This window comes from Blastococcus sp. SYSU DS1021 (genome assembly GCF_054050995.1).
Genome location: NZ_JBJHAL010000006.1, coordinates 142902 through 164909, shown reverse-complemented (window position 1 = coordinate 164909; position 22008 = coordinate 142902). Strand labels below are relative to the sequence as shown.

The following is a 22008-nucleotide window of genomic DNA, read 5'->3' as shown; positions in this document are numbered from 1 at the left end:
CGGATCGGCAGATCCCGGCCGCGGATCTGCCCATCCGCGCCCACGGTCGGGTTCAGCGGCCGGTCCAGCGGGGCGGGCGCTTCTCCAGCCGGGCGGCGATCCCCTCGGCGCGGTCCTCGCTGAGGTAGGGGTTGGGGCCGACGTCGAGCCGCAGCCCCTGCCAGAGCGGCAGCTCCAGCGCCTTGATCGCGGTCTCCTTCATCCGCCGGACGGAGATCGGCGCGTTGCCGGCGATCCGGTCGGCCAGCTCCAGCGCCGCGGGCAGCACCTCGTCGGGCGCGACCAGCCGGTTCACCAGCCCCCAGCGCTGGGCCTCCGTGGCGTCGATCGGGTCGCCGGTGAACAGCAGCTCCAGCGCGATGCCGACCGGGATCCGCTTGGGGAGCACGACCGAGCCGAAGTTCGCTCCCATGCCGATCGCCGCCTCGGGCAGGGCGAAGCGCACCGCCGGCGAGGCGATCCGCAGGTCGCAGGCGAGCGCCAGCTCGAACCCGCCGGCGACCGCCGGGCCGTTGAGGGCGGCGAGCACCGGGACGGGCGTCTCGGTGACGACCTCGAACACCGACCGCGCCGGCCGGTTCATCGGCGGCCGGAACCGCTCGCCCCGCTGGTCGGCGGCGCGAATCTCCTTCAGGTCGAAACCGGCGCAGAACGCCGGCCCGGTACCGGTGAGCACGACCGCGCGCACCCCTTCCTCGGCGACCCGCAGCAGCTCCTCCACGAGGTCGGCCTGCAGCTCGGTGGAGAGCGCGTTGCGCCGCTCGGGCCGGTCGAGCGTGAGCACGCGGACGTGCCCGCGCTCCTCGACCGCCAGCCCGGAGTCGTGCCGTCGCGGAGTGCTCATGACGGGCAACCTGCCGCGCCGGGCCGCCCCTCGGCAACCCGGGGACCGGCACCCCTCCGTCGATGCTCTGCCTCTGAGTGCTCCTGCACTCAGAGGCAGACGATCCGCATGCCCCTGTCCGGCACCCGGCGGGACGGCGGCCCGCCATCGGCAGGACCGGCTGGGATCGGAACCGTCGACTGGCCGCGGATCTGTGATCCCCGGCAACGATCGGGCTCTCCTGTCACATCCGCCCCTCCCGTCGGGGACCATGGGCGGACCAGTCCGTCCGACCCGGTAGACAGGTGACATGGAGAGCCCTGCCGACATCCAGCTCGGTGATGTCGTCGCGCCGCCGACGGTGGTCTCCATCGAGCTGACCTCCACGCCGGTGCTCAGCTACGCGCTGGCGCACAACCGCATCCCGGTCGTCTCGCGCCTGGCGCTCACCTCGCAGCGCTCGCTGCGCGGGGTCACCGTGCGCCTGTCGGTGCGCGACGCCGAGGGCCCGATCGCGCAGGCCGTCGAGCTGCTGGCCGACGTCGACGGCGGCCGCACCACGGTGCTCACCGGGATCGGCCTGGTCATGGACCCGGCCGCGATGCTGCACGTCGAGGAGCAGCGCCCCGGCGTCGTCGACGTCGAGGTGTGGCTCGACGACACGCTGATCGGCGAGGCCTCCGCGCCGGTGCAGGTCCTCGCCGCCAACCAGTGGCTGGCCACTCCCCTGCCGCTGGCGCTCGAGATGCTCGCCGCGCACGTCATGCCCAACCACCCCGCGGTGACCGGGCTGGTCACCGAGGCCGGCGAGCTGCTGGCGGAGCGGACCGGCAGCGGCGCCATGGTCGGCTACGCGGCCACCGCCGAGCGGGTGGACGAGGTGGTCGCGGCGCTGGCCGAGGTCGTGCGCCGCCGCGGGGTCCGCCACTCCGAGCCGCCGCTGAGCTGGGCCGACCTCGGCCAGCAGGTGCGCTCCCCCGGCGACGTCCTCACCTGGCGGGTGGCCACGCCCCTGGACGCCGTCGTCCTCCTCGCGGCGGCGCTCGAGCAGGCCGGCATCCGGCCGCTGCTCTGGCTGGCCGAGGGCGCCGGCGGGGTGCCGGCGGGCGGGGCGATGGCGGGCGGGGCGCACGCCTTCCTCGGCTACTGGCGGGAGGAGCGCAGCTCCGAGTCCGCCGCCACGACCGACGCCGCGCCGCTGGTCAACCTGGTCGACCTCGGGCTGATCGGCCTGGTCGAGACCACGCTGCTCACCGGCGCGGGCGAGCCCGGCGCCGACCTGCACGCCCCGGCGTACGAGCGCTGGCTCGCCGGCGAGCTCGAGCGCGTCCTCGGCGTCACCGACGTCCACCGCGCCCGGCGCGACGGCATCCTCCCGCTGCCGGCGCGCGCCCGGACGCCGGAGGGCCTGCTGCAGGTCGTGGAGTACCGGCCGGCCGAGCACAGCACCCCGGCGTTCCCCGCCGGGCCGGTGCCGGCCCACCAGCCGAGCCGTCCCGAGGCGCCGCCCCGGGTGCAGCAGTGGAAGAACGCGCTGCTGGACCTGAGCCTGCGCAACCGGCTGATCAACTACACCGAGCGCGCCGGGCTGCCCCTCACGCTGCCGGGCACCGCGCTGCCGATCCTGGACAACTTCATCCACGACGGCACCCCGATCACGCTGCTGCCGGGCGACCGGCTGGCGGCCGTGCAGACCGAGCGCGGGCTCGCCGGCGCCGGCGACCTGCCCGCCGAGCGGCTCACCGAGCTGCTGGTCGAGCGGCGCGAGGTGCACGCCGACGTCACCTCCGGCGGGTACCTGCCCCGGCTGCGCAACCTCGCCTACCGGGCCAAGACGGTGCAGGAGGAGACCGGCGCCAACAACCTCTACCTGGCGCTCGGCTCGCTGGTGTGGGAGCTCGACGGCCGACCGCTGCGCTCCCCGCTGCTGCTGGTGCCGGTCGTCCTCGCGCCGGTCGGGCGCACCGGCTCCTACCGGCTGTCGCTGGACGAGTCCGGGGCGAGCACCCCGAACTACTGCCTCCTGGAGAAGCTGCGCCAGGTGCACGGCCTGGTGGTCCCGGCGCTGAGCGACACCGCGGAGAGCACCCCGGACCTCGAGCGCGCCCTGGAGGCGGTGCGGGTGGGCCTCGTCGGCCACGGCCTGCCCTACCGGGTCGAGGCGACGGCGGACCTGGCGATCCTGCAGTTCGCCAAGTACCGCCTCTGGAAGGACCTCGACGAGCACTGGGGCGACTTCAGCCGGAACCCGCTGGTGCACCACCTCGTGCACGAGCCGACCGAGCCCTTCCTCGACCCGGCGCGCGACTCCGCCGCCCACGTGGACCTCGACGAGCTCGCCGGCCGGCTGCCCGTCCCCGCCGACGCCTCCCAGCTGCGCGCGATCGCCGAGGCCACCGCCGGCCGCACCTTCGTGCTGGAGGGCCCGCCCGGCACCGGCAAGTCACAGACCATCACCAACCTGCTCACCCGCGCGGTCGCCGACGGCAAGCGCGTGCTGTTCGTCGCCGAGAAGCGCGCCGCGCTCGACGTCGTGGCCCGTCGGCTGGACGCCGTGGGCATGGGCATGTTCGCCCTCGACCTGCACGACAAGGGGTCGCGCGCGTCGATGGTCCGGGCGCAGATCCGGCTGGCGCTGGAGCACGCGATCGCCGTCGACGAGCAGGGGCTGGCCACCGACTCGGAGACGCTGCGCTCGGCCCGCCGGCAGCTGGCCCGCTACGCCGACCGGCTGCACGCCGAGAACGCCGTCGGCCTGTCGCTGTACACCGCGCGCACCGCGGAGCTCACCGCCGGCACCGACGTCCCCGCGCTCCCGGTGCCCGAGCCGTTCGTGGCCAACGCCCCGGCCGAGGTGCTGACCGCCGTCCGCCGGGCGCTGGCGCTGCTGCCCGACATCGCCGACCTCACCCGGCCGTCGCCGCGGCACCCGTGGGCGTTCGTCGACTCCCCCGAGATCGACCTGCCGGCGGCCCGCGCGGCCGCGGCCGAGGTCGACGCGGCGGTCCGCGAGGTGTCCGGGTTCCCCGAGCTCGGCGGCGTGCTCCGCCACGTCCGGACGCCGGAGGACCTCGACGCGCTGGTGCACCTGCTCTCGGGCCCCCCGGTGGGCCTCGACGTGCTCGACGAGACGTTCAGCGGCCGCTGGACCACGGCGACCGGCGCGGTGCTCGGCGAGGTCGCCGCCTTCACCGCGTTCCGGCACCCCGGCCTCGACGTCGCGACCCCCGAGGTGCTCGCACTGCCCCTGGCCGAGATCTACGTCCGCGCGCAGACGGCCGCGGCCTCCGGGTGGTGGGGCCGCCGGAAGCGGCTGGTCGCGGTGCGCGACGAGATCGCCGCCGCCCTGCGACCGGGGGCGAAGGTGCGGCCCAGGGACGTCCCGCTGCTGGTGGAGAACCTGTGGCGGGTGCAGACGGCGGTGCAGGCGATCGCCGGCCGGGTCGGCTCCGTGCCGGGGCTGACCGCGCCGCCGAGCTGGAACCCCTTCACCGACCCCGGGCTGCTCGAGCGCCAGGTCGAGTGGCTCCGCCGCGCCGGCATCGCCGTCGACGGGTCCTCGCCCTTCCACGTCGCGCTGCGCAAGCTGATCGTCGCCGGCATGCCCGCCGCACCGGAGCCCGCCGGAGCCGTCGCGCGGCTGCGCGACGCCCTCACGTCGCTGCTGGCCGTCTGCCGCAGCTCGTCGGACCAGCTCGCCGCCTGGGCCGGTGAGGACGGCCTGGTGCTCCGCTGGTCGATGACCCGCCCGGAGCGCGGCCTGCTGACCCCGTCCGGGTCCGGCGCGGAGCGCTCGGTGCTCGTGTCCCTGCGCCGCTGGGTCTCCTTCCTCGACACCCTGGAGCCGCTGCGCTACGCCGGGCTCTTCGACGCCCGGACGATGCTGATCACCGGCGCCGTCGCGGCCGACGACGCGGTGCGCGCGCTGGACCGCGGCCTGGCGACCGCGTCGGTGGCCGAGCGGCTGGTCGCCACCGGGCTGGACGCCTTCGACGCCGAGGCCCACGAGGCGGCGATCGCCCGGTTCACCGAGGCCTCGCGGGCCGTCCGCCAGCACCTGACGGCCGCGCTGCCGGCGTCGGTGCTGGCCGCGAGGCCCTTCGACGCCGCGATGGGCACCGGCCAGGTCGGCGCGCTGCAGCGGGAGCTGGCCAAGCAGCGGCGCGGCCTGGGCGTGCGGCAACTGCTGGCCCGGTACGGGGAGCTGATCACCGCCGTCATGCCGTGCGTGCTGGTGTCGCCGGACTCGGTGGCCCGGTTCTTCCCGGCGCGGGCCGACCAGTTCGACCTGGTCGTCTTCGACGAGGCCTCGCAGATCCGGGTGGCCGACGCCATCGGGGCCCTGGGCCGGGCCCGGGCCGCCGTGGTGGTCGGTGACTCCAAGCAGATGCCGCCGACGTCGTTCCTCGAGCCGACGACCACGGCGAGCGACGACTCGGTGGAGCTGGTGGAGACCGCGGTCGAGGACGAGGAGTCGATCCTCGGCGAGTGCGTGCAGGCGCGGGTGCCGCGGCACTGGCTGTCGTGGCACTACCGCAGCCAGGACGAGTCGCTCATCGCCTTCTCCAACGCCCAGTACTACGACAGCCGGCTCTCCTCCTTCCCGGCGCCCACGCACGGGCGCGCCTCGGCCGAGCCCGACGGGCGCGGGGTCTCGCTGGTGCGGGTGCCCGGGACGTTCCACCGCTCGGGTGCCGGCCGGCTGCTGCGCACCAACCCGGTCGAGGCGAAGGCGATCGTCGCCGAGATCCGCCGCCGCTTCGACGCCGTTCCGCAGTGGGAGGGCATCGACGCCGTCCCCTCGATCGGCGTGGTCACCTTCAACGCCCAGCAGCGCTCCTACATCGAGGCGCTGCTGCGCGACGCCGACGACGACCGGCTCTCCGCCGCGCTCGACCGCACCGACGGCGAGGGCCTGTTCGTCAAGAACCTGGAGAACGTGCAGGGCGACGAGCGCGACGTCGTCTTCTTCTCCACCGGCTTCTCCCCCACCGCCGACGGCACGCTGCCGCTGAACTTCGGCCCGCTGAACCGGCAGGGCGGCGAGCGCCGGCTCAACGTGGCGATCACCCGGGCCCGGCGCCAGGTCGTCGTCTTCACCTCCTTCGACCCGGCGCAGCTGCGGGCCGAGGAGACCTCCTCGGTGGGCATCAAGCACCTGCGGGCCTACCTCGACATGGCCGAGCAGGGCACCGACGTGCTGCCGCGCTCACCGCGCTCGGCGGCGGTGGTCGACCGGCACCGCGAGCAGATCGCGGCCGCGCTGCGCGAGCGCGGGCTGGTCGTGCGCACCGACGTCGGCCTCTCGGAGTTCCGGATCGACCTGTCGATCAGTCGAGCCGCCGACCCGGAGACCCCGCTGATGGCGGTGCTGCTGGACGGGCCGGCGTGGGCGCGCCGCGGCACGGTCGGCGACCGGGACGGGCTGCCGCCGGAGGTGCTGGGCGACATGCTGCGCTGGCCGGTCGTCGAGCGGGTGTGGCTGCCGGCGTGGCTGGCCGATCCGGCCTCCGTCGTCGACCGGCTGGTCGCCGCTGTGGACGCCGCCCCCGCGGTCACCCGGCCGACGCCCGACCCGGTGCCGTTGCCCACCGCCGCCGTCGAGTCGTTCAAGGGCGTGGCCGCGCTGCGCTCCTCGGTGACCTCGATGGCGGTGCCGACAGCGACCGCCCGCCCGGCGCCCAAGGCGGCCGCGAAGAAGCCCGCCGGACCGACCGCCCTGGAGGGCGAGACACCGTTCGTGCCGTGGATCCCCAAGACCGCCGGCGAGAAGTCGGTGCTCGACGAGCTGCCGGCCTCGAAGGCCGCGCGCGCGGTGCGCCGGGTGATGGTCGCCGGCATCAAGGCCGAGGGGCCGGTCCACGTGGACCGGCTGGCCAAGCTCACCGTGGGCGCGTTCGGGCTCAACCGGGCCACGGAGGCGCGCAAGCAGATGCTGCTGTCCCTGCTGCCGCCGTCGGCCGTCGACGGGGAGCACCTGTGGCCCGAGGGGATCGACCGGGCCACCTGGACCGGGTTCCGCCGGCAGGTGTCGAGCACCGACCGGCCGCTCGAGCACGTGGCACCGGAGGAGGTCGCGAACGCGATGGCGGCGCTGTGCCGGGCCGCCGCGGGGATGCAGCGCGAGGAGCTGCTGACCGCGACCGCCACGGTCTTCGGCTACAAGCGGCGCGCCGCCTCGGTGACGCCGGTGCTGGAGAAGGCGCTGGCCTGCGCACTGGACTCCGGCCGCCTCACCGAGCAGCCGACCGGCCTGCTGACCGCCTGACCCGGACGGGGGATGCAGCACGGAACCGCTTCGGTCGATTCCTTGAGAGCACAACGATTTCAAGGAGGAACGTCTTGCGCATCGCCTGCCGGGCCACGGTGCCCGCCACCGAGAACCAGGTCATGACCGCCGTCCAGGAGGTCCTCGACCGGCGCGGGTCGATGGCGCACGCCCCGGTCACCATCGCGGTGTCCGACGCCGTCGCGCTCGGCATCGCCGGCTTCTTCACCAGCCACACCGACTCCGGGCAGGTGCTGGACCGCTTCTTCCGGGGTGGCGACGTCGACAGCACCGCGCTGCTCGAGGCCATCCAGTTCGAGCAGGGGTATGCCTCGGCCGAGCAGCACTCCGCGCTGCACTGCCTCGCGGGCTGGGTGCACGCCCGGGTGCACGCCCGCAGCGCCGCCTGAACCCGCGGCCGGCCCCTCGCCGTCGGCTCAGCCGACCGTGACCGATCCGGTCCGGACCGGCACCAGCTCCACCCAGGTCGTGCCGGGGGCGAGGAACACCGGGTTGCCGTCCGGCCCGGTCAGCGCGACCGGATCCGCCGGGCCGCCCTTGGCCCAGGTGGCGGCGAGCGTCTTGCCGCCCGTGGCGACGAGCGCCTCTCCCCCGCCGACCATCACCGTCTCCGGCACCGGGTTGCCGGCCGGGTCGGTGAACGCGGTGTCGACGACCTCGACCCGCAGGACCACGACGTTGGTCGCGCGCAGCGGCGTGCCGTCGGCCTCGACCGCGGGGACGCCGGCCTCCGCGCGCACCCAGCGACCGTCGGGCGGGTTCCACGTCCAGCGCGGCCGGCTGATGCCGGAGAGCTTCAGGTCCACGACGCCGGTGGGCACACCCGCCAGCACCGCGCCCGCCTCCTCCGGGGTCCGGGCCAGGAGGAACTGGCCGCCGGGCGGCTTCCCGTGGGCCTGGTCGGCCTGCGCCAGGAACGCGTGCGGATCGGCGTAGGTGTTGTGCGGGGCGGACCGGCCGGGCAGCCGGTGGAAGCCGCCGGCGCCGGCGTCCTGGCTGACCACCTGCAGCCCCGAGGCCGCAACGGCGTCGACGAACGGCCGCTGCCCGCCGGAGAAGGCGAAGAGCCCGCCCAGCGGGGCGGCGATGGCGGCGTCCATGGGCCGCACCGAGCGCACCGGGCCGATCTCGGCCGGCACGGTGGAGTGGTAGACGGCGACGTAACGGGGGATGCCGCCCTCGACGACCTGCTCCCACACCATGTCGGCGGCGTTGAGCCCCGTCTGCGGGCGGGCGTCGACCGAGTTCTCGATCTTCACCGCCAGCGCGGGCCGGTAGACGTCGGTGCCCTGGCTGTCCAGGCCGGTGAGCGGCCACAGCACCGGCGGAGGCGGCGGGGTGGTCGACGCGGGCGCCGCGGCCGGGGTGCCCGGCTCGGTACCGCAGGCGGCGAGCGCCGCGACGAGGAGCATCGCCGTCCCGAGACGGCGGGCGGGGGCAGCGAGCCGAGGAGCCCACCGAGTGGAAAGGGTCACGCTCGCACTCCTCCGACGTGGGCAGGTCCGGCTCCCGCACGGGGCCGACCGCCGACGCTAGGGCGACACCCGGCCGGAACCGGCCCGCCGCTCCGCCGCCCGCACCCTTCGTACTGCACCCGTTACACGGCTCCCGGCGGCGGCGGCGACCCACCCGCAGCCGAGCAGGGTGAGCGTTCCGGCGACGACCGTGGGCGCCCACGCCGGCTCCTGGCGCACGACGTCCCCCGTGCCCGGCTCGGTCCAGGTGCAGACCACGCCGATCGGCCAGGCGGACGCGGTCCCCGCCACCCGCCAGGACTCGTGGGGCGGGGAGTACGGCGCGCCGCGCGACGTGCACACCTCGTGGCGCCCGTCGCCCACGGCCGGTGCCCAGGCGACCGCGAGCGTGCCCACGGCGACGGCGAGGCCGAGCAACACCAGCACGAAGCCCGGCGCGCTGCCGGGCCGCGCCGGGCGGCCCGTCGTCCCGTTCCGCACGCGAGCAGGGTGCCTCAGCACGCGCCGCCCCCGCGGCACGGACACACGCGATGGCTCAGGTGCGGGCGATCCCGAGCAACGTCACGTCGTCGGTCCGCGGTGGGTCGAGCGCGGCGAGCACCGCGTCGAGCAGGGCCTGCGGTTCCACCGGCCCTCCCGCGACGGTTGCGCGCAGCTGCTCCAGCCCGGCGGTCAGCCCTCCCGCCCCACGCTCGACGAGCCCGTCGCTGACCAGCAGCAGGCGGTCGTCGCCCTGGAGGATCAGCCGTGCCTCTCGGTAGCCGGCGACGTCCAGCAGCCCCAGTGCCGGACCCCGGCCCTCGTGCAGGTAATCGGCGTCGCCGCCGCTCGCGTGCAGCACGGGCAGGTGCCCGGCGTTGGCGATGGCCACCGCGCCGGTGGCCGGGTCCAGCTCCACGACGACGGCGGTCGCGAGCTCACCGGGCAGCAGCGCGGCGATGAGCTGGTTCAGCCCGTCGAGGGCGGCGGCGGGGCCGGCGGCGCGCAGCAGGTGGGCGCGCAGCGCGTGCCGGAGCTGGGCGGTGATCGCCGCGGCGGCGAGCCCGTGCCCGGCGACGTCGCCCAGCACGATCGACACCCGGCCACCGGGCAGCGGCACCAGGTCGTACCAGTCACCGCCGACGACGTCGAACTCGCTGGGCAGGTAACGGGCGGCCAGCTCCACGCCGGGCACCGTCGGCAGCTGCTCCAGCAGCAGCGTGCGCTGCAGGGCGGCGGACAGCCGGTTGTCCTCCGTCGCACGGTTCACGGCGGTCTCGGTGAGCAGGCCGGCCAAGGCGCGCGCGGCGGCGACCTCGTGCGCGCGCCACGGCTGCGCCGTCTCGCGCACCGTCTCGCTCCAGGCGTCGAACGAGCGGCGCGGGCTCAGCCGCGGCCCGGCGTCGGTCTGCGCCGTCTTCGGGGTGTGCGGGTTGCCGCCCCAGGTCACCTCGCGCAGCGTCTCCGGCCGGAACCAGGCGACGAAGTCCCCACGGCCGCCGGCCACCTCGGCCACCTCGGCCACCAGGACGCCGCTGGCGGTGCCGGCGAGATCGGCCGCCTCGGGAGCGACCCGGCTGACGGTGTCGGTGGCGGGTACCCCGGCGTCGAGCAGCGCCCGCACGAGCGGGACCACCCGATCCGCCGGCGGGGTGGTGCCGAGCAGGTGGAGCTCACCACCGATCCGCACGGCCGCGCCGCCGGCGGGGATCAGGTCCAGCGCGGTGACGTCGCCCTCGGTGAGGGCCTTGCCCGGCCTGCGCGGGGCACGGCCGATGGCGGCAGCGAGCTCGGCCTGCCGCTGGGCGACCTCGACGACGCCGCTCTGCTCACCGGCGACCACAGTCGTGGGCAGCAACAGCGAGGCGGTGCGCCCGAGGAACTCGGCAGCGATCCGGTCGGTGTAGGAGGGGCGGCGCGGGCCGGCGTAGTGGTGGCAGGCGATGAGGCCCCAGAGCCTGCCGCGGTCGATCAGCGAGATCGACATGGAGGCGACCACACCCATGTTGGCCAGGTACTCCAGGTGCACCGGCGAGACGCTGCGCAGCATCGCTCCGGAGAGGTCCAGCGGGCGTCCCTCGACCGTCCCGGGCTCCAGCGGGACCGGCTGGTAGGTGGCGTCGGGGATCAGCCGCATCCAGTTGGCGGCGTAGAGCGCCCGGGCCTGGGCCGGGATGTCGCTGGCGGGGTACCAGAGGCCCAGGAAGGGATCGAGGTCCGCGCGGCGGTCCTCGGCGATCACCTCGCCGTTCCACGCGGAGTCGAAGCGGTAGACCATCACCCGGTCGAAGCCGGTGAGCGCGCGCAGGTCGCGGGCCAGCACGTCGGACAGCTCGTCGAGGGTGCCTGCGGCCGACAGACGCTGCAGCACGCTCGGCAGCCGGCGGTGCCAGGCGCTCCCGGCCTCCTCGGCGCCGCGGACCGGTTCCCACTCGGTGACCAGCAGCCCGTCGGCGCGGTGCGCGACGAGGTCGACGTCGGTGCCGGCCACCCGCACCCGCAGGGGGTTCAGCTCGGCGAGGTCGCCCGCCAGACCCGCGCGCAGCCGAGCGGCGTCGGCCGGCTGGAGCAGCTCGTCGAGCGAACTGCCGGCGACCGGGCGGCCGAAGAGGTGCGCGGCGTTGGCGGAGGCGACGACGACCCCGAGGCCGGGCTCGGCCACCGCGAGGAGCACACCGTGCGGCTGCACCGCGCCCGGGACGGCGATCGGCTCCTCGGCGCAGCGGGCGAGCGCGTCGTCGTCGACGGTGGTGGGGCCTGCTGGGGAGCTCGTCACCGAGGGGACGTTACGTGGCGACGGGGTCGGGCAGGTCGCCGACGGAATCCACGATCGGCACCACCGCCTCGAGCTTCAGCAGCTCGATCGGCAGCCGCACGGGGCGGTTGCTCCGGGGGGCGAGGACGTGCAGCTCGGCGCCGACGGCAGCGGCCCGGCGAGCGACGGAGATGAGGGTGCGGGCGCCGGAGGAGTCGAGGAAGTCCGTCGGCGTCAGGTCGACCACGACCGCCTCGGGCGCGGTGGCCAGCAGTGCCTCGGCGGCCTCGGCCAGCTGCGGGGCCGTGGCGATGTCCAGCTCACCCCGCACGGTGAGGCCCGGTCGCCCGGCGACCGTCGTGCGCTCCACGTCGAACAGCACTGTTCACCTCCCGCACCACGTCGTCCCCGGGGTCCGAGGGTAGGCCACCGGGGAAGGGGAGGGCGACCGTGAACATCGACTTCAGCGTGCGGTTGCCCACCGACGCGCACAGCGTGCCGCTGGCGCGCGGGCTGCTGCGGCAGGCGCTCGAGCACTCGGCGGTGCCGCAGACTGCCATGGACGAGATCCTGCTGGCGCTCACCGAGGCCTGCGCGAACGTCGTCGACCATGCCGCCGACCACGAGTCCTACGAGGTCGCCGTCTCGATCGACGAGGCGGTGTGCCGGATCAGCGTGCTCGACGGCGGCGCCGGCTTCGACGCCGACGCCACCGAGGACGCACCCACCTCGCCCCTGGACGACCGGGGGCGCGGGCTGGTGCTGATGCGCGCGCTCGTCGACCGGTTGCGCTTCGTGCAGGAGGACGGCCGGCACCGGGTGACCTTCGAGAAGCGGCTGGGCACCCAGTCGCACCTTCGGCTGCTCGACCCGCTGTGACCGGTCCGCGGCTCAGCCCCGCACCGGGATCGGGTGCGGCGCCACCAGTTCGCCCAGCGCCTGCCCCCACCGCCGGGCCCGGTCCTCCTCGCCGTCCAGCAGCGGGCCGACGACGTCCGCGACGAGGAAGTGCTCGGCCGGTGCGGCCAGGGTCGCGCCCAGCCGGCGGAGCAGCTTCTCCTCGGTCCGAGCCGCGTGGTCGAGCGCGGTGACCAGCACCGGGCGGTCCATCCGGGTGTCGAAGGCGGCGGCCTGGATGCCGCGCGGCAACCACACCGTGTCCAGCCACTCGTGCAGCCCGAAGGGGACATCGGGGACGACGGCCCCGTGCTCCCGGACAGCGCTCTCCCGGGTGACCGGCCGGGGCATGCCGAAGGCGTGCGTGGGACCGCCGACCACGAGCAGCCGCACGTCGGCCAGCACCTGGATGGGGGCCTCGCGCGCGCAGGCGACGTCGACCGACAACCGGCCGCACAGCCCGTGGGCGACCGCCATCGCCACCCGTTTCGCGTCCCCGGACACCGATTCGTAGACGACCAGGGCTCCGGGCATCGACCTCACCGCCTCGCGCGCCGCTTCCGGGGGCGCCGACCGTAGGCCCGCGCGGCCACCCGTGGGGCAGATCACCCACCAAACCGTGACCTCCCCGTCCGGGCACGGGGCGTGTCGTCGACGATGGGCGGTGTGAGCAGCACTCCTGGCGACGACGCGGTGCCCGACTCCTTCGCCACCGCGGTCCGGGAGGCGGGCCGCCGGCTGGCCGGGGTGGCCGAGCGGACGCCGTTGCAGCGCAACGCCCGGCTCTCCGGGCTCACCGGCGCCGACGTGTGGCTCAAGCGCGAGGACCTGCAGGTGGGCCGCTCGTACAAGATCCGCGGCGCCTACAACACCATCTCCGGGCTGGACGACACCGCCCGGGCGGCCGGTGTGGTCTGCGCGAGCGCCGGCAACCACGGGCAGGGGGTGGCCTACGCCTGCCGCGCCCTACAGGTGCCCGGCCGGGTCTACGTGCCCGGGACGACGCCGCGGCAGAAGCGGGAGCGGATCGCCGCGCTCGGCGGCGACATGGTCACGCTCGTCGTCGCCGGCGACTCCTACGACGAGGCCGCCGCCGCGGCCGCGGTGGACGCGGCCACCACCGGGGCGGCCCTGGTGCCGGCGTTCGACGCGCTGAGCACCGTGACCGGGCAGGCGACGGTGGCGGTGGAGCTCCTCGAGCAGCTGGGCGCCGCGCCCGACGTCGTCGTCCTGCCGGTGGGCGGCGGCGGGCTGCTGGCCGGGTGCGGCACCTGGCTGCGCCACCACTCCCCCACCACCCGGCTGGTCGGGGTGGAGCCCGCGGGGGCGGCCGGCATGGCGGCGGCGCTGGCCGCCGGGGAGCCGGTGGAGCTGCCGGAGATGGACACGTTCGTCGACGGCGCGGCGGTGCGGCGGGTGGGCACGGTGACCTATCCGCTGGTGCGCGACTCCGGCGCCGAGCTGCTCGCCGTACCCGAGGGCCAGATCTGCACCGAGATGCTCGACCTGTACCAGGCCGACGGCATCATCGCCGAGCCCGCGGGCGCGCTGTCGCCGGCGGCGGTGAGCGGTGGCCTGGTGGCCGTGGAGCCTGGCCAGACCGTCGTCTGCCTGCTGTCGGGGGGCAACAACGACGTCAGCCGGTACTCCGAGGTGGTCGAGCGGTCGCTGGTGCACCGCGGCCTCAAGCACTACTTCCTGGTCGAGTTCCCGCAGGAGCCGGGTGCGCTGCGCCGGTTCCTGGACGAGGTGCTCGGCCCGGACGACGACATCGTGCTGTTCGAGTACGTGAAGCGGGACAACCGGGAGACCGGCGCGGCGCTGACCGGGATCGAGCTGGGGAGCGCGGACGGGCTGCCGGCGCTGCTGGCCCGCATCGAGGCGAGCCCGCTGCGGATCCAGCTGGTGGCACCGGGCACGACGGCGTACCGCTTCCTCATCTGACCCGTCGGACGGTGCCCCTGGGGCGCCCGGGGTGGCCGGGGCGCCCTCCCGTGTCGCACCCTCTCCGCGCTCGTCCCGCCACCTAGCTTCCGAATCCTGGTCGTCTCGTTCCGGGGGGAAGCTCATGGGCACGCGTGTCTCGTTCCGGCCGCAGCGGGTGGTGCTGGGCCTGGTCGGGCTGGTCACCCTGCTCTTCGTCGTGGCCGGTGTCGCCACCCAGGGCATCGGCGGCGGCCTGCTCATGGCCGGCGTCGTCGCCGTCCTGATCGGCATCGGGGCGGCGATCACCGGGCGGGCCCGGTGGGCGTTCATCTCCAGCCGGCGGGTCGCGGGCATCGTCTGCGCCGCCGGGCTCGCCGCCGTCCTCGTGGGGACGGCGACGGGCACGCCGACCGCTGCCCTGACCGCCGCCAGCGGCACGGTTCCGGCCGTCCCGACCGACTCCGCCGCGCCGCCGACGCCGTCCCCGAGCGACGAGGAGGTCGACGCGGCGGTCGCGGAGGCGGAGACCGCTGAACGGGCGCACCCCGTCGACGCCCTCACCAGCGGCACGGCCGGACTGCTGGACGACGCCGCGGCCGACCAGGCCATCGACGCCGCCGGCCGCACCACGGCGCTCGCCGCCCTCGCCGCGGTGGAGGTGAAGGGCCGGGCCCCGCGCACGGGCTACGACCGGGACAACTTCGGCTCCGGCTGGGTCGACGTCGACCGCAACGGCTGCGACACCCGCAACGACATCCTGGCGCGCGACCTGACCGGCGAGACCTTCAAGGCCGGCACCCGCAACTGCATCGTGCTGACCGGCGATCTGGCCGACCCCTACTCCGGCCGGGGCATCGCCTTCCAGCGGGGGCAGGGCACCAGCGACGACGTGCAGATCGACCACGTCGTCGCCCTGTCCGACGCGTGGCAGAAGGGCGCGCAGGCCCTGGACCGGTCACGCCGGACCGCCTTCGCCAACGACCCGCTGAACCTGCTCGCCGTGGACGGCCCGCTCAACATGCAGAAGGGCGACGGCGACGCCGCCACCTGGCTGCCGCCGGACCGCGGCTACCGGTGCGCCTACGTGGCTCGCCAGGTGGCCGTGAAGGTGAGCTACGAGCTGTGGATGACCCAGGCGGAGAAGAACGCCATCGCCACGGTGCTCGCCTCCTGCCCGGGCGAGCCCCTGCCAGGCGGTGTGGTGGCCGTCCTGCCGGAGCCCGCGCCGACCACGGTCGCGCCGGCCCCCGCACCCCGGTCGACGGCTGCACCCGCGCCGAAGCCGGCGCCCGCACCGCTGCCCGCCCCGGCACCGGCACCGGCCCCGGCTCCTGCTCCGTCGCCCGCGCCGGCCCCTGCGCCCGCTCCCCCGCCGCCCCCGCCGCCGGCCCCCGCCCCGGCCGGCACCGTCCACCCGGGAGCGTTCTGCTCGTCGCAGGGCGCGACCGGGGTCACGAAGACGGGCACGCCGATGGTCTGCACGACGACCGCCACCGACGACCGCGCCCGGTGGCGGTCGGCCTGACCCGGACGACCCGAGGTCGTTCGCGCGGTCGTGTGCGATCCGGTGGCGCGCCGGACGACACGTCTGGCCGCCGCACCGGACGTCGAGCCGCGGGCTGACGCGGCTCGACGTCCGGCGACTCGGCTCGACCCGCGTGCCGACAGGGTGCTGCGGGCTGCGGCGCGGCGCTCTCGGCCGGGCGCGGGAACCGACACGACGGGCGGGGACACTCCCGCTCGGGGGTCAGCTCGCGGCGGCTCTCAGCCGGTCATGAAGCCGCTCTCGTAGGCGGCGATGACGGCCTGGGTGCGGTCCCGGGCGCCCAGCTTGAGCAGCACGCTGCTGACGTGGGTCTTCACCGTCTCTCGGCTGAGGAACAGCTCGGTGGCGATCTCGGCGTTGGACAGCCCACCGGCGACCAGCCGCAGCACGTCGGCCTCGCGGCCGGTGAGCTCCGGCAGCGCGGCGGCGCCGCGGGCGCGCGACGGCGCGTGCGAGGCGATCAGCCGCCGGGTCAGGTCGGGCAGCACCAGGGAGGTGCCGCGGGCGACCACCCGGATCGCGTCGACCAGCTCGTCGGGGTCGGCCCGCTTGATCGCGAAGCCGCTGGCGCCGGCCTGGAGGGAGCGGAACAGGTAGTCGTCGTCCTCGAAGGTGGTCAGCACCAGCACGCGCGGCCGCTGCGGATCGCGGGCGACCAGCTCGGCGGTGGCGGCGATGCCGTCCATGTCGGGCATGCGCACGTCCATGAGGACGACATCGGGGTCGGTGCGCGCGGCCACGTCGAGGGCCACCCGGCCGGTGCCGGCGTCGCCGACCACGGTCAGGTCGGGCTCGCTCTCCAGGATCACCCGCAACCCCGACCGGACGAGCACGTCGTCGTCGACGAGGACCAGCCGCAGCGTCACGCCGCGCCCGCCAGCGGGAGGGAGACGCACAGCTCGAAGCCGCCGGACGGCGTGGGCTCTGCGCTGAGCGTGCCGCCGGCGGCGGCGGTGCGCTCCCGCAGCCCGGCCAGCCCGCGCCCGCCGCCGGGGCCGGGCCGGCTGTCCAGCTGCGAGGCCCGCTCGTTGCAGACGCGCACGACCAGCGCGTCGCCGTCGCGGACGACCTGGGCGACGGTCAGCGGGGTGCCCGCGTGCCGGAGCACGTTCGTCGTCCCCTCCTGCACGACCCGGTAGGCGAGCTCCTGCACGCCGGGCGGCACGTCGTCGACCTGGCCGTCGACCACGAGGGCGACCGGCAGGCCGCCGTCGCGCAGGCCGGCGAGCAGGCCGTCGAGGTCGGCGAGGGTGGGTGCGGCGAAGGGGGCGGGGTCACGGCCCCCGTCCTCGGCCCGCAGGACGGTGAGCACCCGGTCGAGCTCGGCCAGTGCGCTGCGGGTGTTGGTTTCGATGTGCTCGAGCGCCTGCCGGGCGAACTCCGGCTGGGGCGGGCGGTCGTCGGCGGGGGTGAGCCTGCGCCGCGCGGCGGTGGCCTGCAGCAGGCTCGCGGTCAGCGCGTGGCCGATGGTGTCGTGCAGGTCGCGGGCCAGCTTGTTGCGGTCGGCGAGCCGGCGGCTGCTCTGCTGCAGCGCCGCGATCTGCTGCTCGGCCCCGGCGCCGAGCAGCCGGGGGGCGACCGAGGCGGCCAGCCGCACCACCAGGTCGAGCAGCACGAGGGTCACCACGGCGACGACGGCCATCAGCGCGAGCAGCGGCAGGGCGGTCACCACGTTCCAGCGGGCCTCGAACCAGAGGCCGGTGAGCGCCACGATGCCGAAGAAGAGGGTGGCGAGCGTGGCCACGCCCAGCAGCACCCGGACGCCCAGCCAGCCGACCGCCCGCCAGGTGCCGGCCGACACCACCAGCCGCCGCACCTTGGCCACGACGCCGGGGAGGTGCCGCACGCGCTCCCCCTCGGGGATGTCGACGGCCAGGAGGGTGCGGGTCAGCCGGCGCTCGAGCCCGGCGAACCCGCGGGCGGCCGCCAGCACGGCGAGGATGAGGAGGACCCCGACGCCGTAGATGACCGCCACGACCGAGCCCACCAGCGCGAAGTAGAAGGCCGCGCAGAGGAGGCCGATCGGCAGGGTCGCGAGCGCGTACAGGACGCGGCCGGGCCAGCCGGGGCTCGCCGCGGTGGCGACGACCGACCGCAGCCCGGTGGCGATCTCGGCCGTGGACCGCGGGAACGTCGACGGGGGCACGGTTCGATCCTGGCCGACCGGAGCGCCGGGCGATTCCCCCGCCGGTGTGCCCCGGTCCTCCCCCGCGCGGGGGACCCGGGTCGGCGCTGCGGGGTGATCCGCCCGGCCGCCCGCTGCCGGAACGCTTCCAGCCATGACCGATCCCCTCCTCCCTGCGAGCTCCGCATGATCCAGGTCCGCGAGCTGACCAAGCAGTACGGCGCCGTCCGCGCCGTCGACCACCTGACCTTCGACGTCCGGCCCGGCAAGGTGACCGGCTTCCTCGGTCCCAACGGCGCGGGCAAGTCCACCACGATGCGCATGGTGCTCGGGCTCGACCGGCCCACCTCCGGCCAGGCGCTGGTGGCCGGCCGGCCGTTCCCCCGCCTCGGCGAGCCGCTGCGGGCCGCCGGTGCGCTGCTCGACGCGCAGGCGATGCACCCGGGGCGCAGCGGCCGCGACCACCTGCGGGTCGCCGCCCGCACGCACGGCATCCCGGTGCGGCGGGTCGACGAGGTCATCGACCAGGTCGGGCTGGGATCTGCCGCCAGGCGACGGGTGAAGGGCTACTCGCTGGGCATGCGGCAGCGGCTGGGCATCGCCAGTGCGCTGCTCGGCGACCCCGCCGTCCTCCTGTTCGACGAGCCGATGAACGGCCTCGACCTCGACGGCGTCCGGTGGATCCGCCGGCTGGTGCGCGAGCTGGCCGACGAGGGCCGCACGGTGCTGCTGTCCAGCCACCTGATGAGCGAGATGGAGCAGACCGCCGACCACCTGGTCATCATCGGCCGCGGACGGCTGATCGCCGACGCCCCGATCACCGAGGTGATGCGCGGCCAGCACGCCGGCCGGAAGGTCGTGGTGCGGACGCCGTCGGCCGACGACCTGGCCGGCGCCCTCCTGCGCCGGGGGCTGCGGGTGCACCCCACCGGCGACGGCGATCTGCTGGTCGAGGGCGCCTCCGCCGAGACCGTGGGCGACGTGGCGCTGGAGACCGGCGTGGCCGTGCACCGGCTGGCCGAGCAGCAGCACTCCCTGGAGGAGATCTACCTCGACCTCACCGGGGACAGCGTCCAGTACCGGGTGGCGGCCGCCCCCGAGCCGGCCGGGCAGGTGCGGGCATGACCGCCGCGACCCTGCGGGCGGCCCAGCCCGGCAGTGCGACGGTGCTCGCGCGGGCGGCGGGCGCCGAGTGGCTGCGGCTGCGCACGGTGCGCGCGACGTGGTGGTGCCTGCTGGCGGCCGCGGTGGCGACCGTCGGCATCGGGACCATGGCCGCCGTCGACGAGGCGGAGATGTCGAACGCCTCGGGGACGACGGTGGCGGCGACGGTCGCCGGCGAGTTCGGCACGCTGGTCGGGCAGTTCGCGCTGCTGGTGCTGGTGCTGCTCGCGGTCACCTCCGAGTACGGCAGCGGGGCGATCGCGCCGACGCTGCAGTGGACGCCGCGCCGGGGTGTGCTGCTCGCCGCTCGGGTCGCCGTGCCGGTGGCCGTGGTGACCGTGGCGGGGGTGCTGCTCGCCCTCATCGCCGACCTCCTCGCGAAGCTGGTCGCGCCCGACCTCGTGCTGTCCTCCGGTGGCCTGACCGACAGCCTGGGGCGGGTCGCGGCGGTGCTCGTGGCCGGCGGCGTGCTCACCGCCGGCGTCGGCTTCCTGCTGCGGTCGACGGCGGGTGCGCTGGCGACCGTGTTCCTGCTGCAGCTGGTGCTGCCGCTGCTGCTCCCGGCCTTCGGGGCGTGGGCGGCCGAGGTCGGCGAGTGGCTCCCGGGGTCGGGCGCCGTCTGGACCCTGCTCGGGGAGCCGGACCTGACGGCCGGCCACGCGGCGGCGCTGCTGGGCGGCTGGGCGCTGGCGGCCCTGGCGGCCGGTGGCTGGTCGCTGCTGCGGCGGGACGCCGGGTGACGGGCGTGGGCGTCGGGGTCGGCCTGGGTCGGGCCGACCCCGGCCGGCCCCACCCGCGCCGGCAGAGGGCCTGGCGACGTCGGCTGGCGGCCTCGCGGCCGCTCGAGCAGGCGTACCGGGCGGGCGTCGGGTTCGTCGGGACCGTGATCGTCCTGGTCGGCCTGGTGACCGTCCCGCTGCCGGGCCCGGGCTGGCTGACCGTGCTGGCCGGGCTGGCCGTGCTCGCGTCGGAGTTCACCTGGGCCGAGCGGCTGCTGGCGGTCGCCCGTCGGCACGTCATCCGGTGGACCGGGTGGGTGGCCGCCCAGCGGCCGGCGGTCCGCCTGCTCCTCGCGGCGGCGACGACCCTGCTGGTCCTCGGCACGCTCCTGCTGACCATGGCGGTCGTCGGGGTGCCCGGATGGCTGCCCGGATGGCTTCCCGGAGGGCGGTGAGCGCGCGTCGCTCCACCGGGTGGGCGGTGCCCGCGGCGCGCGGCTCAGGGCTCCCGCAGCGATGTGTCCAGCACGTGCAGCAGCTGCCCCACCCGATCGGTGCCTGCGGGTGGGCGCGGATAGCGCCGGACCACGTCCGCGAGGTCCGGGATCGCGCGCAGCCGGGCCCGCCCGAGGTGCCGGTCCCCGACGCCGGGCTCCCCGCCGGCCGCGAGCTCGGCTGCGCGGGCAGCGTGCGCGGCAGCGCGCAGGATGTGCCCGACCTGGGACGCCCGGGCGGCGCTCGACGCCCAGCCGAGCACGGCGCCGGGCGGGTGGAGGTAGGCGGCCGCGGCGGCGTCACCGGCGGCGTGCGCCGCGTGCTTCGCGGGCCCGGTCGCGGCAGCCTTCGCGGCGCGGTGCGCGTCCAGCGAGGTGACGCGTTGCAGCGTCGACCGGTCCGCGCCCCGGACGAAGGCCCACGCCGCGTCGACCGCCGCGCGCGGTCGGTGGTCGTCGGGGTGCGCCCGCTCGAACAGCGGGAGCGCCTCCTCGGCGCACTCAACGGCGTACCGGGCGACCAGCCGCAGCTCGGCCGTCGTCAGCCCGGGATCACCCGATCCGGTCTGCGGCACGGGGCCATTGTGCCGACTACGCGGGCTCGATCACCCGGATCGGCCGGCCGGCCATCCAGGCCGCGACGTCCTCGACGGCCTCCCCGTAGAAGACCTCGTAGGTGCCCCGGGTGACGTAGCCCAGGTGCGGGGTCAGCACCGCGCGGCGCAGCTCGCGCAGCGGGTGCTCCCGTGGCAGCGGTTCGGCGTCGTAGACGTCCAGGCCCGCGCCGGCGATCGCGCCGCGGCGGAGCACGTCGACCAGCGCGGCCTCGTCCACGATCGGGCCGCGGCTGGTGTTGACCAGGACGGCGGTGTGCTTCATCAGCGCCAGGTCGTCGGCGCCGATGAGGCCGCGGGTCCGCTTGGAGAGCAGCAGGTGCACCGTGACGACGTCCGCGGTCGCGAAGAGCTCGTCCTTCCCCACCAGCCGGGCGCCGACCTCGGCGGCCCGCTCCTCGGTGAGGTGCTGGCTCCACGCGACGACGTCCATGCCGAAGGCAGCGCCGATGCGGGCCACCTGCGCGCCGATCCGCCCCAGCCCGATGACGCCGAGCCGGGCGCCGTGCAGGTCGGTGCCGATCGTGGTCTGCCAGCCACCGGCGCGCATGGCGGCGTCCTCCTGCGGCACGTGCCGCACGGTGGCCAGGATCAGCGCCCAGGTGAGCTCGGCGGTGGCGGTGCCCGACGCCGCGGTGCCGCAGACGGTGATGCCGAGCTCGGCGGCGGCCGCGACGTCGATCGACTTGTTCCGCATGCCGGTGGTGACGAGCAACCGCAGGTCGGGCAGCCGTTCGAGCACGTCGCGGCCGAAGCGCGTGCGCTCCCGCATGGCGACGACGACGTCGACGCCGCGCAGCCGGGCAACCAGCGCATCCGGATCGGCGACGGCGTCGGCGAACGTCACCACCTCGGCCGGTTCGGGCAGCCGGGACCAGTCGCAGAACTCGGCTGCGACGGACTGGTAGTCGTCCAGGACGGCGATGCGGTGCACGACCGCAAGGTCTACCGGACGCTCAGCCCTGCGGGCCGGTCGCGTCGGCGATGCCGCCCGGTTTGTCGCCGTCCTGGCCGCTCGGCGTCCGGGTCACGTCCCCGGACATGCCTCCCTCGGCCGCCCGGGGCGACTGCTCCCGTGCGGCGCCCACCTGGCCCTCCTCCGGGGTCTCCCCCGGCAGCCCCGCCTCGTTCGACGGGTCGTTCGCGCCGCCGTAGGGGCGGCCGGTCATGGATCCCTCGGTCATCTCGGCCCTCCTCGTGCC

The 22008-nt window shown here is 75.9% G+C and carries 19 protein-coding genes; 8 read left to right on the top strand and 11 right to left on the bottom strand.

The features are described 5' to 3' along the window. Positions 1-52: 52 nt before the first annotated feature. Positions 53-844 (bottom strand): enoyl-CoA hydratase/isomerase family protein, encoded by a 792-nt coding sequence (locus ACI8AP_RS06710; protein WP_456588563.1) that lies wholly within the window; start codon positions 842-844, stop codon positions 53-55. Positions 845-1133: 289 nt separating this feature from the next. On the opposite strand from ACI8AP_RS06710, the gene ACI8AP_RS06705 reads away from it, so the two are divergent. Beyond that, positions 1134-7091: a DUF4011 domain-containing protein gene (locus tag ACI8AP_RS06705; protein ID WP_456588562.1), complete on the top strand. Its 5958-nt coding sequence runs from the start codon at positions 1134-1136 to the stop codon at positions 7089-7091. A 74-nt stretch (positions 7092-7165) separates the two neighbouring features. Beyond that, positions 7166-7501 (top strand): hypothetical protein, encoded by a 336-nt coding sequence (locus tag ACI8AP_RS06700; RefSeq protein WP_456588561.1) that lies wholly within the window; start codon positions 7166-7168, stop codon positions 7499-7501. A 27-nt stretch (positions 7502-7528) separates the two neighbouring features. Here ACI8AP_RS06700 and ACI8AP_RS06695 read toward each other — a convergent pair whose 3' ends face one another. From ACI8AP_RS06695 to ACI8AP_RS06680, 4 genes are read right to left on the bottom strand one after another with little or no spacing between them, the layout of a single operon-like run. Next, positions 7529-8587, bottom strand: a complete 1059-nt coding sequence (locus ACI8AP_RS06695; RefSeq protein ID WP_456588560.1) for a DUF3048 domain-containing protein — start codon at positions 8585-8587, stop codon at positions 7529-7531. A 57-nt stretch (positions 8588-8644) separates the two neighbouring features. Then, on the bottom strand, positions 8645-9067 hold the full coding sequence (locus tag ACI8AP_RS06690; RefSeq protein WP_456588559.1) for a hypothetical protein: 423 nt from the start codon (positions 9065-9067) through the stop codon (positions 8645-8647). A gap of 55 nt (positions 9068-9122) precedes the next feature. Continuing rightward, a complete protein-coding gene (locus tag ACI8AP_RS06685; protein ID WP_456588558.1) occupies positions 9123-11342 on the bottom strand; it encodes a SpoIIE family protein phosphatase in 2220 nt (739 codons plus the stop codon). 10 nt (positions 11343-11352) lie between these two features. Further along, the gene (locus ACI8AP_RS06680) at positions 11353-11703 is read right to left on the bottom strand and encodes an STAS domain-containing protein (protein ID WP_456588557.1); all 351 of its coding nucleotides are present in this window, start codon (positions 11701-11703) and stop codon (positions 11353-11355) included. 68 nt (positions 11704-11771) lie between these two features. On the opposite strand from ACI8AP_RS06680, the gene ACI8AP_RS06675 reads away from it, so the two are divergent. Next, entirely contained in the window at positions 11772-12200 is a 429-nt protein-coding gene (locus ACI8AP_RS06675) for an ATP-binding protein (protein WP_456588556.1), read from the top strand. A 12-nt stretch (positions 12201-12212) separates the two neighbouring features. Here the strand turns inward: ACI8AP_RS06675 and ACI8AP_RS06670 are convergent, their stop codons facing one another. Then, positions 12213-12752 (bottom strand): flavodoxin family protein, encoded by a 540-nt coding sequence (locus ACI8AP_RS06670; RefSeq protein WP_456588555.1) that lies wholly within the window; start codon positions 12750-12752, stop codon positions 12213-12215. 123 nt (positions 12753-12875) lie between these two features. Between ACI8AP_RS06670 and ilvA the strand changes: the two genes are divergently transcribed. Together ilvA and ACI8AP_RS06660 are read left to right on the top strand one after the other, a co-directional pair. Continuing rightward, positions 12876-14162 carry a threonine ammonia-lyase IlvA gene (ilvA, locus tag ACI8AP_RS06665; protein ID WP_456588588.1) on the top strand — a complete coding sequence of 429 codons (1287 nt, stop codon included), beginning with the start codon at positions 12876-12878 and terminating at the stop codon, positions 14160-14162. A 124-nt stretch (positions 14163-14286) separates the two neighbouring features. Continuing rightward, positions 14287-15669 carry an HNH endonuclease family protein gene (locus ACI8AP_RS06660; protein ID WP_456588554.1) on the top strand — a complete coding sequence of 461 codons (1383 nt, stop codon included), beginning with the start codon at positions 14287-14289 and terminating at the stop codon, positions 15667-15669. A 239-nt stretch (positions 15670-15908) separates the two neighbouring features. Here the strand turns inward: ACI8AP_RS06660 and ACI8AP_RS06655 are convergent, their stop codons facing one another. Together ACI8AP_RS06655 and ACI8AP_RS06650 are read right to left on the bottom strand one after the other, a co-directional pair. Continuing rightward, positions 15909-16556, bottom strand: a complete 648-nt coding sequence (locus ACI8AP_RS06655) for a response regulator (protein ID WP_456588553.1) — start codon at positions 16554-16556, stop codon at positions 15909-15911. Beyond that, on the bottom strand, positions 16553-17836 hold the full coding sequence (locus ACI8AP_RS06650; protein ID WP_456588552.1) for a sensor domain-containing protein: 1284 nt from the start codon (positions 17834-17836) through the stop codon (positions 16553-16555). The genes ACI8AP_RS06655 and ACI8AP_RS06650 overlap by 4 nt, the downstream gene beginning before the upstream one ends. 165 nt (positions 17837-18001) lie before the next feature. On the opposite strand from ACI8AP_RS06650, the gene ACI8AP_RS06645 reads away from it, so the two are divergent. Genes ACI8AP_RS06645 through ACI8AP_RS06635 form a run of 3 tightly spaced genes read left to right on the top strand, consistent with a single transcriptional unit; the run spans position 18002 to position 20153 of the window. Continuing rightward, positions 18002-18940 (top strand): ABC transporter ATP-binding protein, encoded by a 939-nt coding sequence (locus ACI8AP_RS06645; protein WP_456588551.1) that lies wholly within the window; start codon positions 18002-18004, stop codon positions 18938-18940. Then, the gene (locus ACI8AP_RS06640; RefSeq protein ID WP_456588550.1) at positions 18937-19719 is read left to right on the top strand and encodes a hypothetical protein; all 783 of its coding nucleotides are present in this window, start codon (positions 18937-18939) and stop codon (positions 19717-19719) included. The genes ACI8AP_RS06645 and ACI8AP_RS06640 overlap by 4 nt, the downstream gene beginning before the upstream one ends. After that, a complete protein-coding gene (locus ACI8AP_RS06635) occupies positions 19716-20153 on the top strand; it encodes a TIGR02611 family protein (protein WP_456588549.1) in 438 nt (145 codons plus the stop codon). Before ACI8AP_RS06640 ends, ACI8AP_RS06635 begins: the two co-directional genes overlap by 4 nt. Positions 20154-20197: 44 nt before the next feature. On the opposite strand, the gene ACI8AP_RS06630 is transcribed toward ACI8AP_RS06635, so the two are convergent. The 3 genes from ACI8AP_RS06630 to ACI8AP_RS06620 are packed head-to-tail and all read right to left on the bottom strand — an operon-like array spanning position 20198 to position 21990. Further along, positions 20198-20767: a putative immunity protein gene (locus ACI8AP_RS06630; RefSeq protein WP_456588548.1), complete on the bottom strand. Its 570-nt coding sequence runs from the start codon at positions 20765-20767 to the stop codon at positions 20198-20200. Positions 20768-20783: 16 nt separating this feature from the next. Further along, complete coding sequence (locus tag ACI8AP_RS06625) at positions 20784-21740, bottom strand: D-2-hydroxyacid dehydrogenase family protein (RefSeq protein WP_456588547.1); 957 nt, start codon at positions 21738-21740, stop codon at positions 20784-20786. Positions 21741-21762: 22 nt separating this feature from the next. Beyond that, on the bottom strand, positions 21763-21990 hold the full coding sequence (locus tag ACI8AP_RS06620) for a hypothetical protein (protein ID WP_456588546.1): 228 nt from the start codon (positions 21988-21990) through the stop codon (positions 21763-21765). Positions 21991-22008 lie beyond the last annotated feature (18 nt).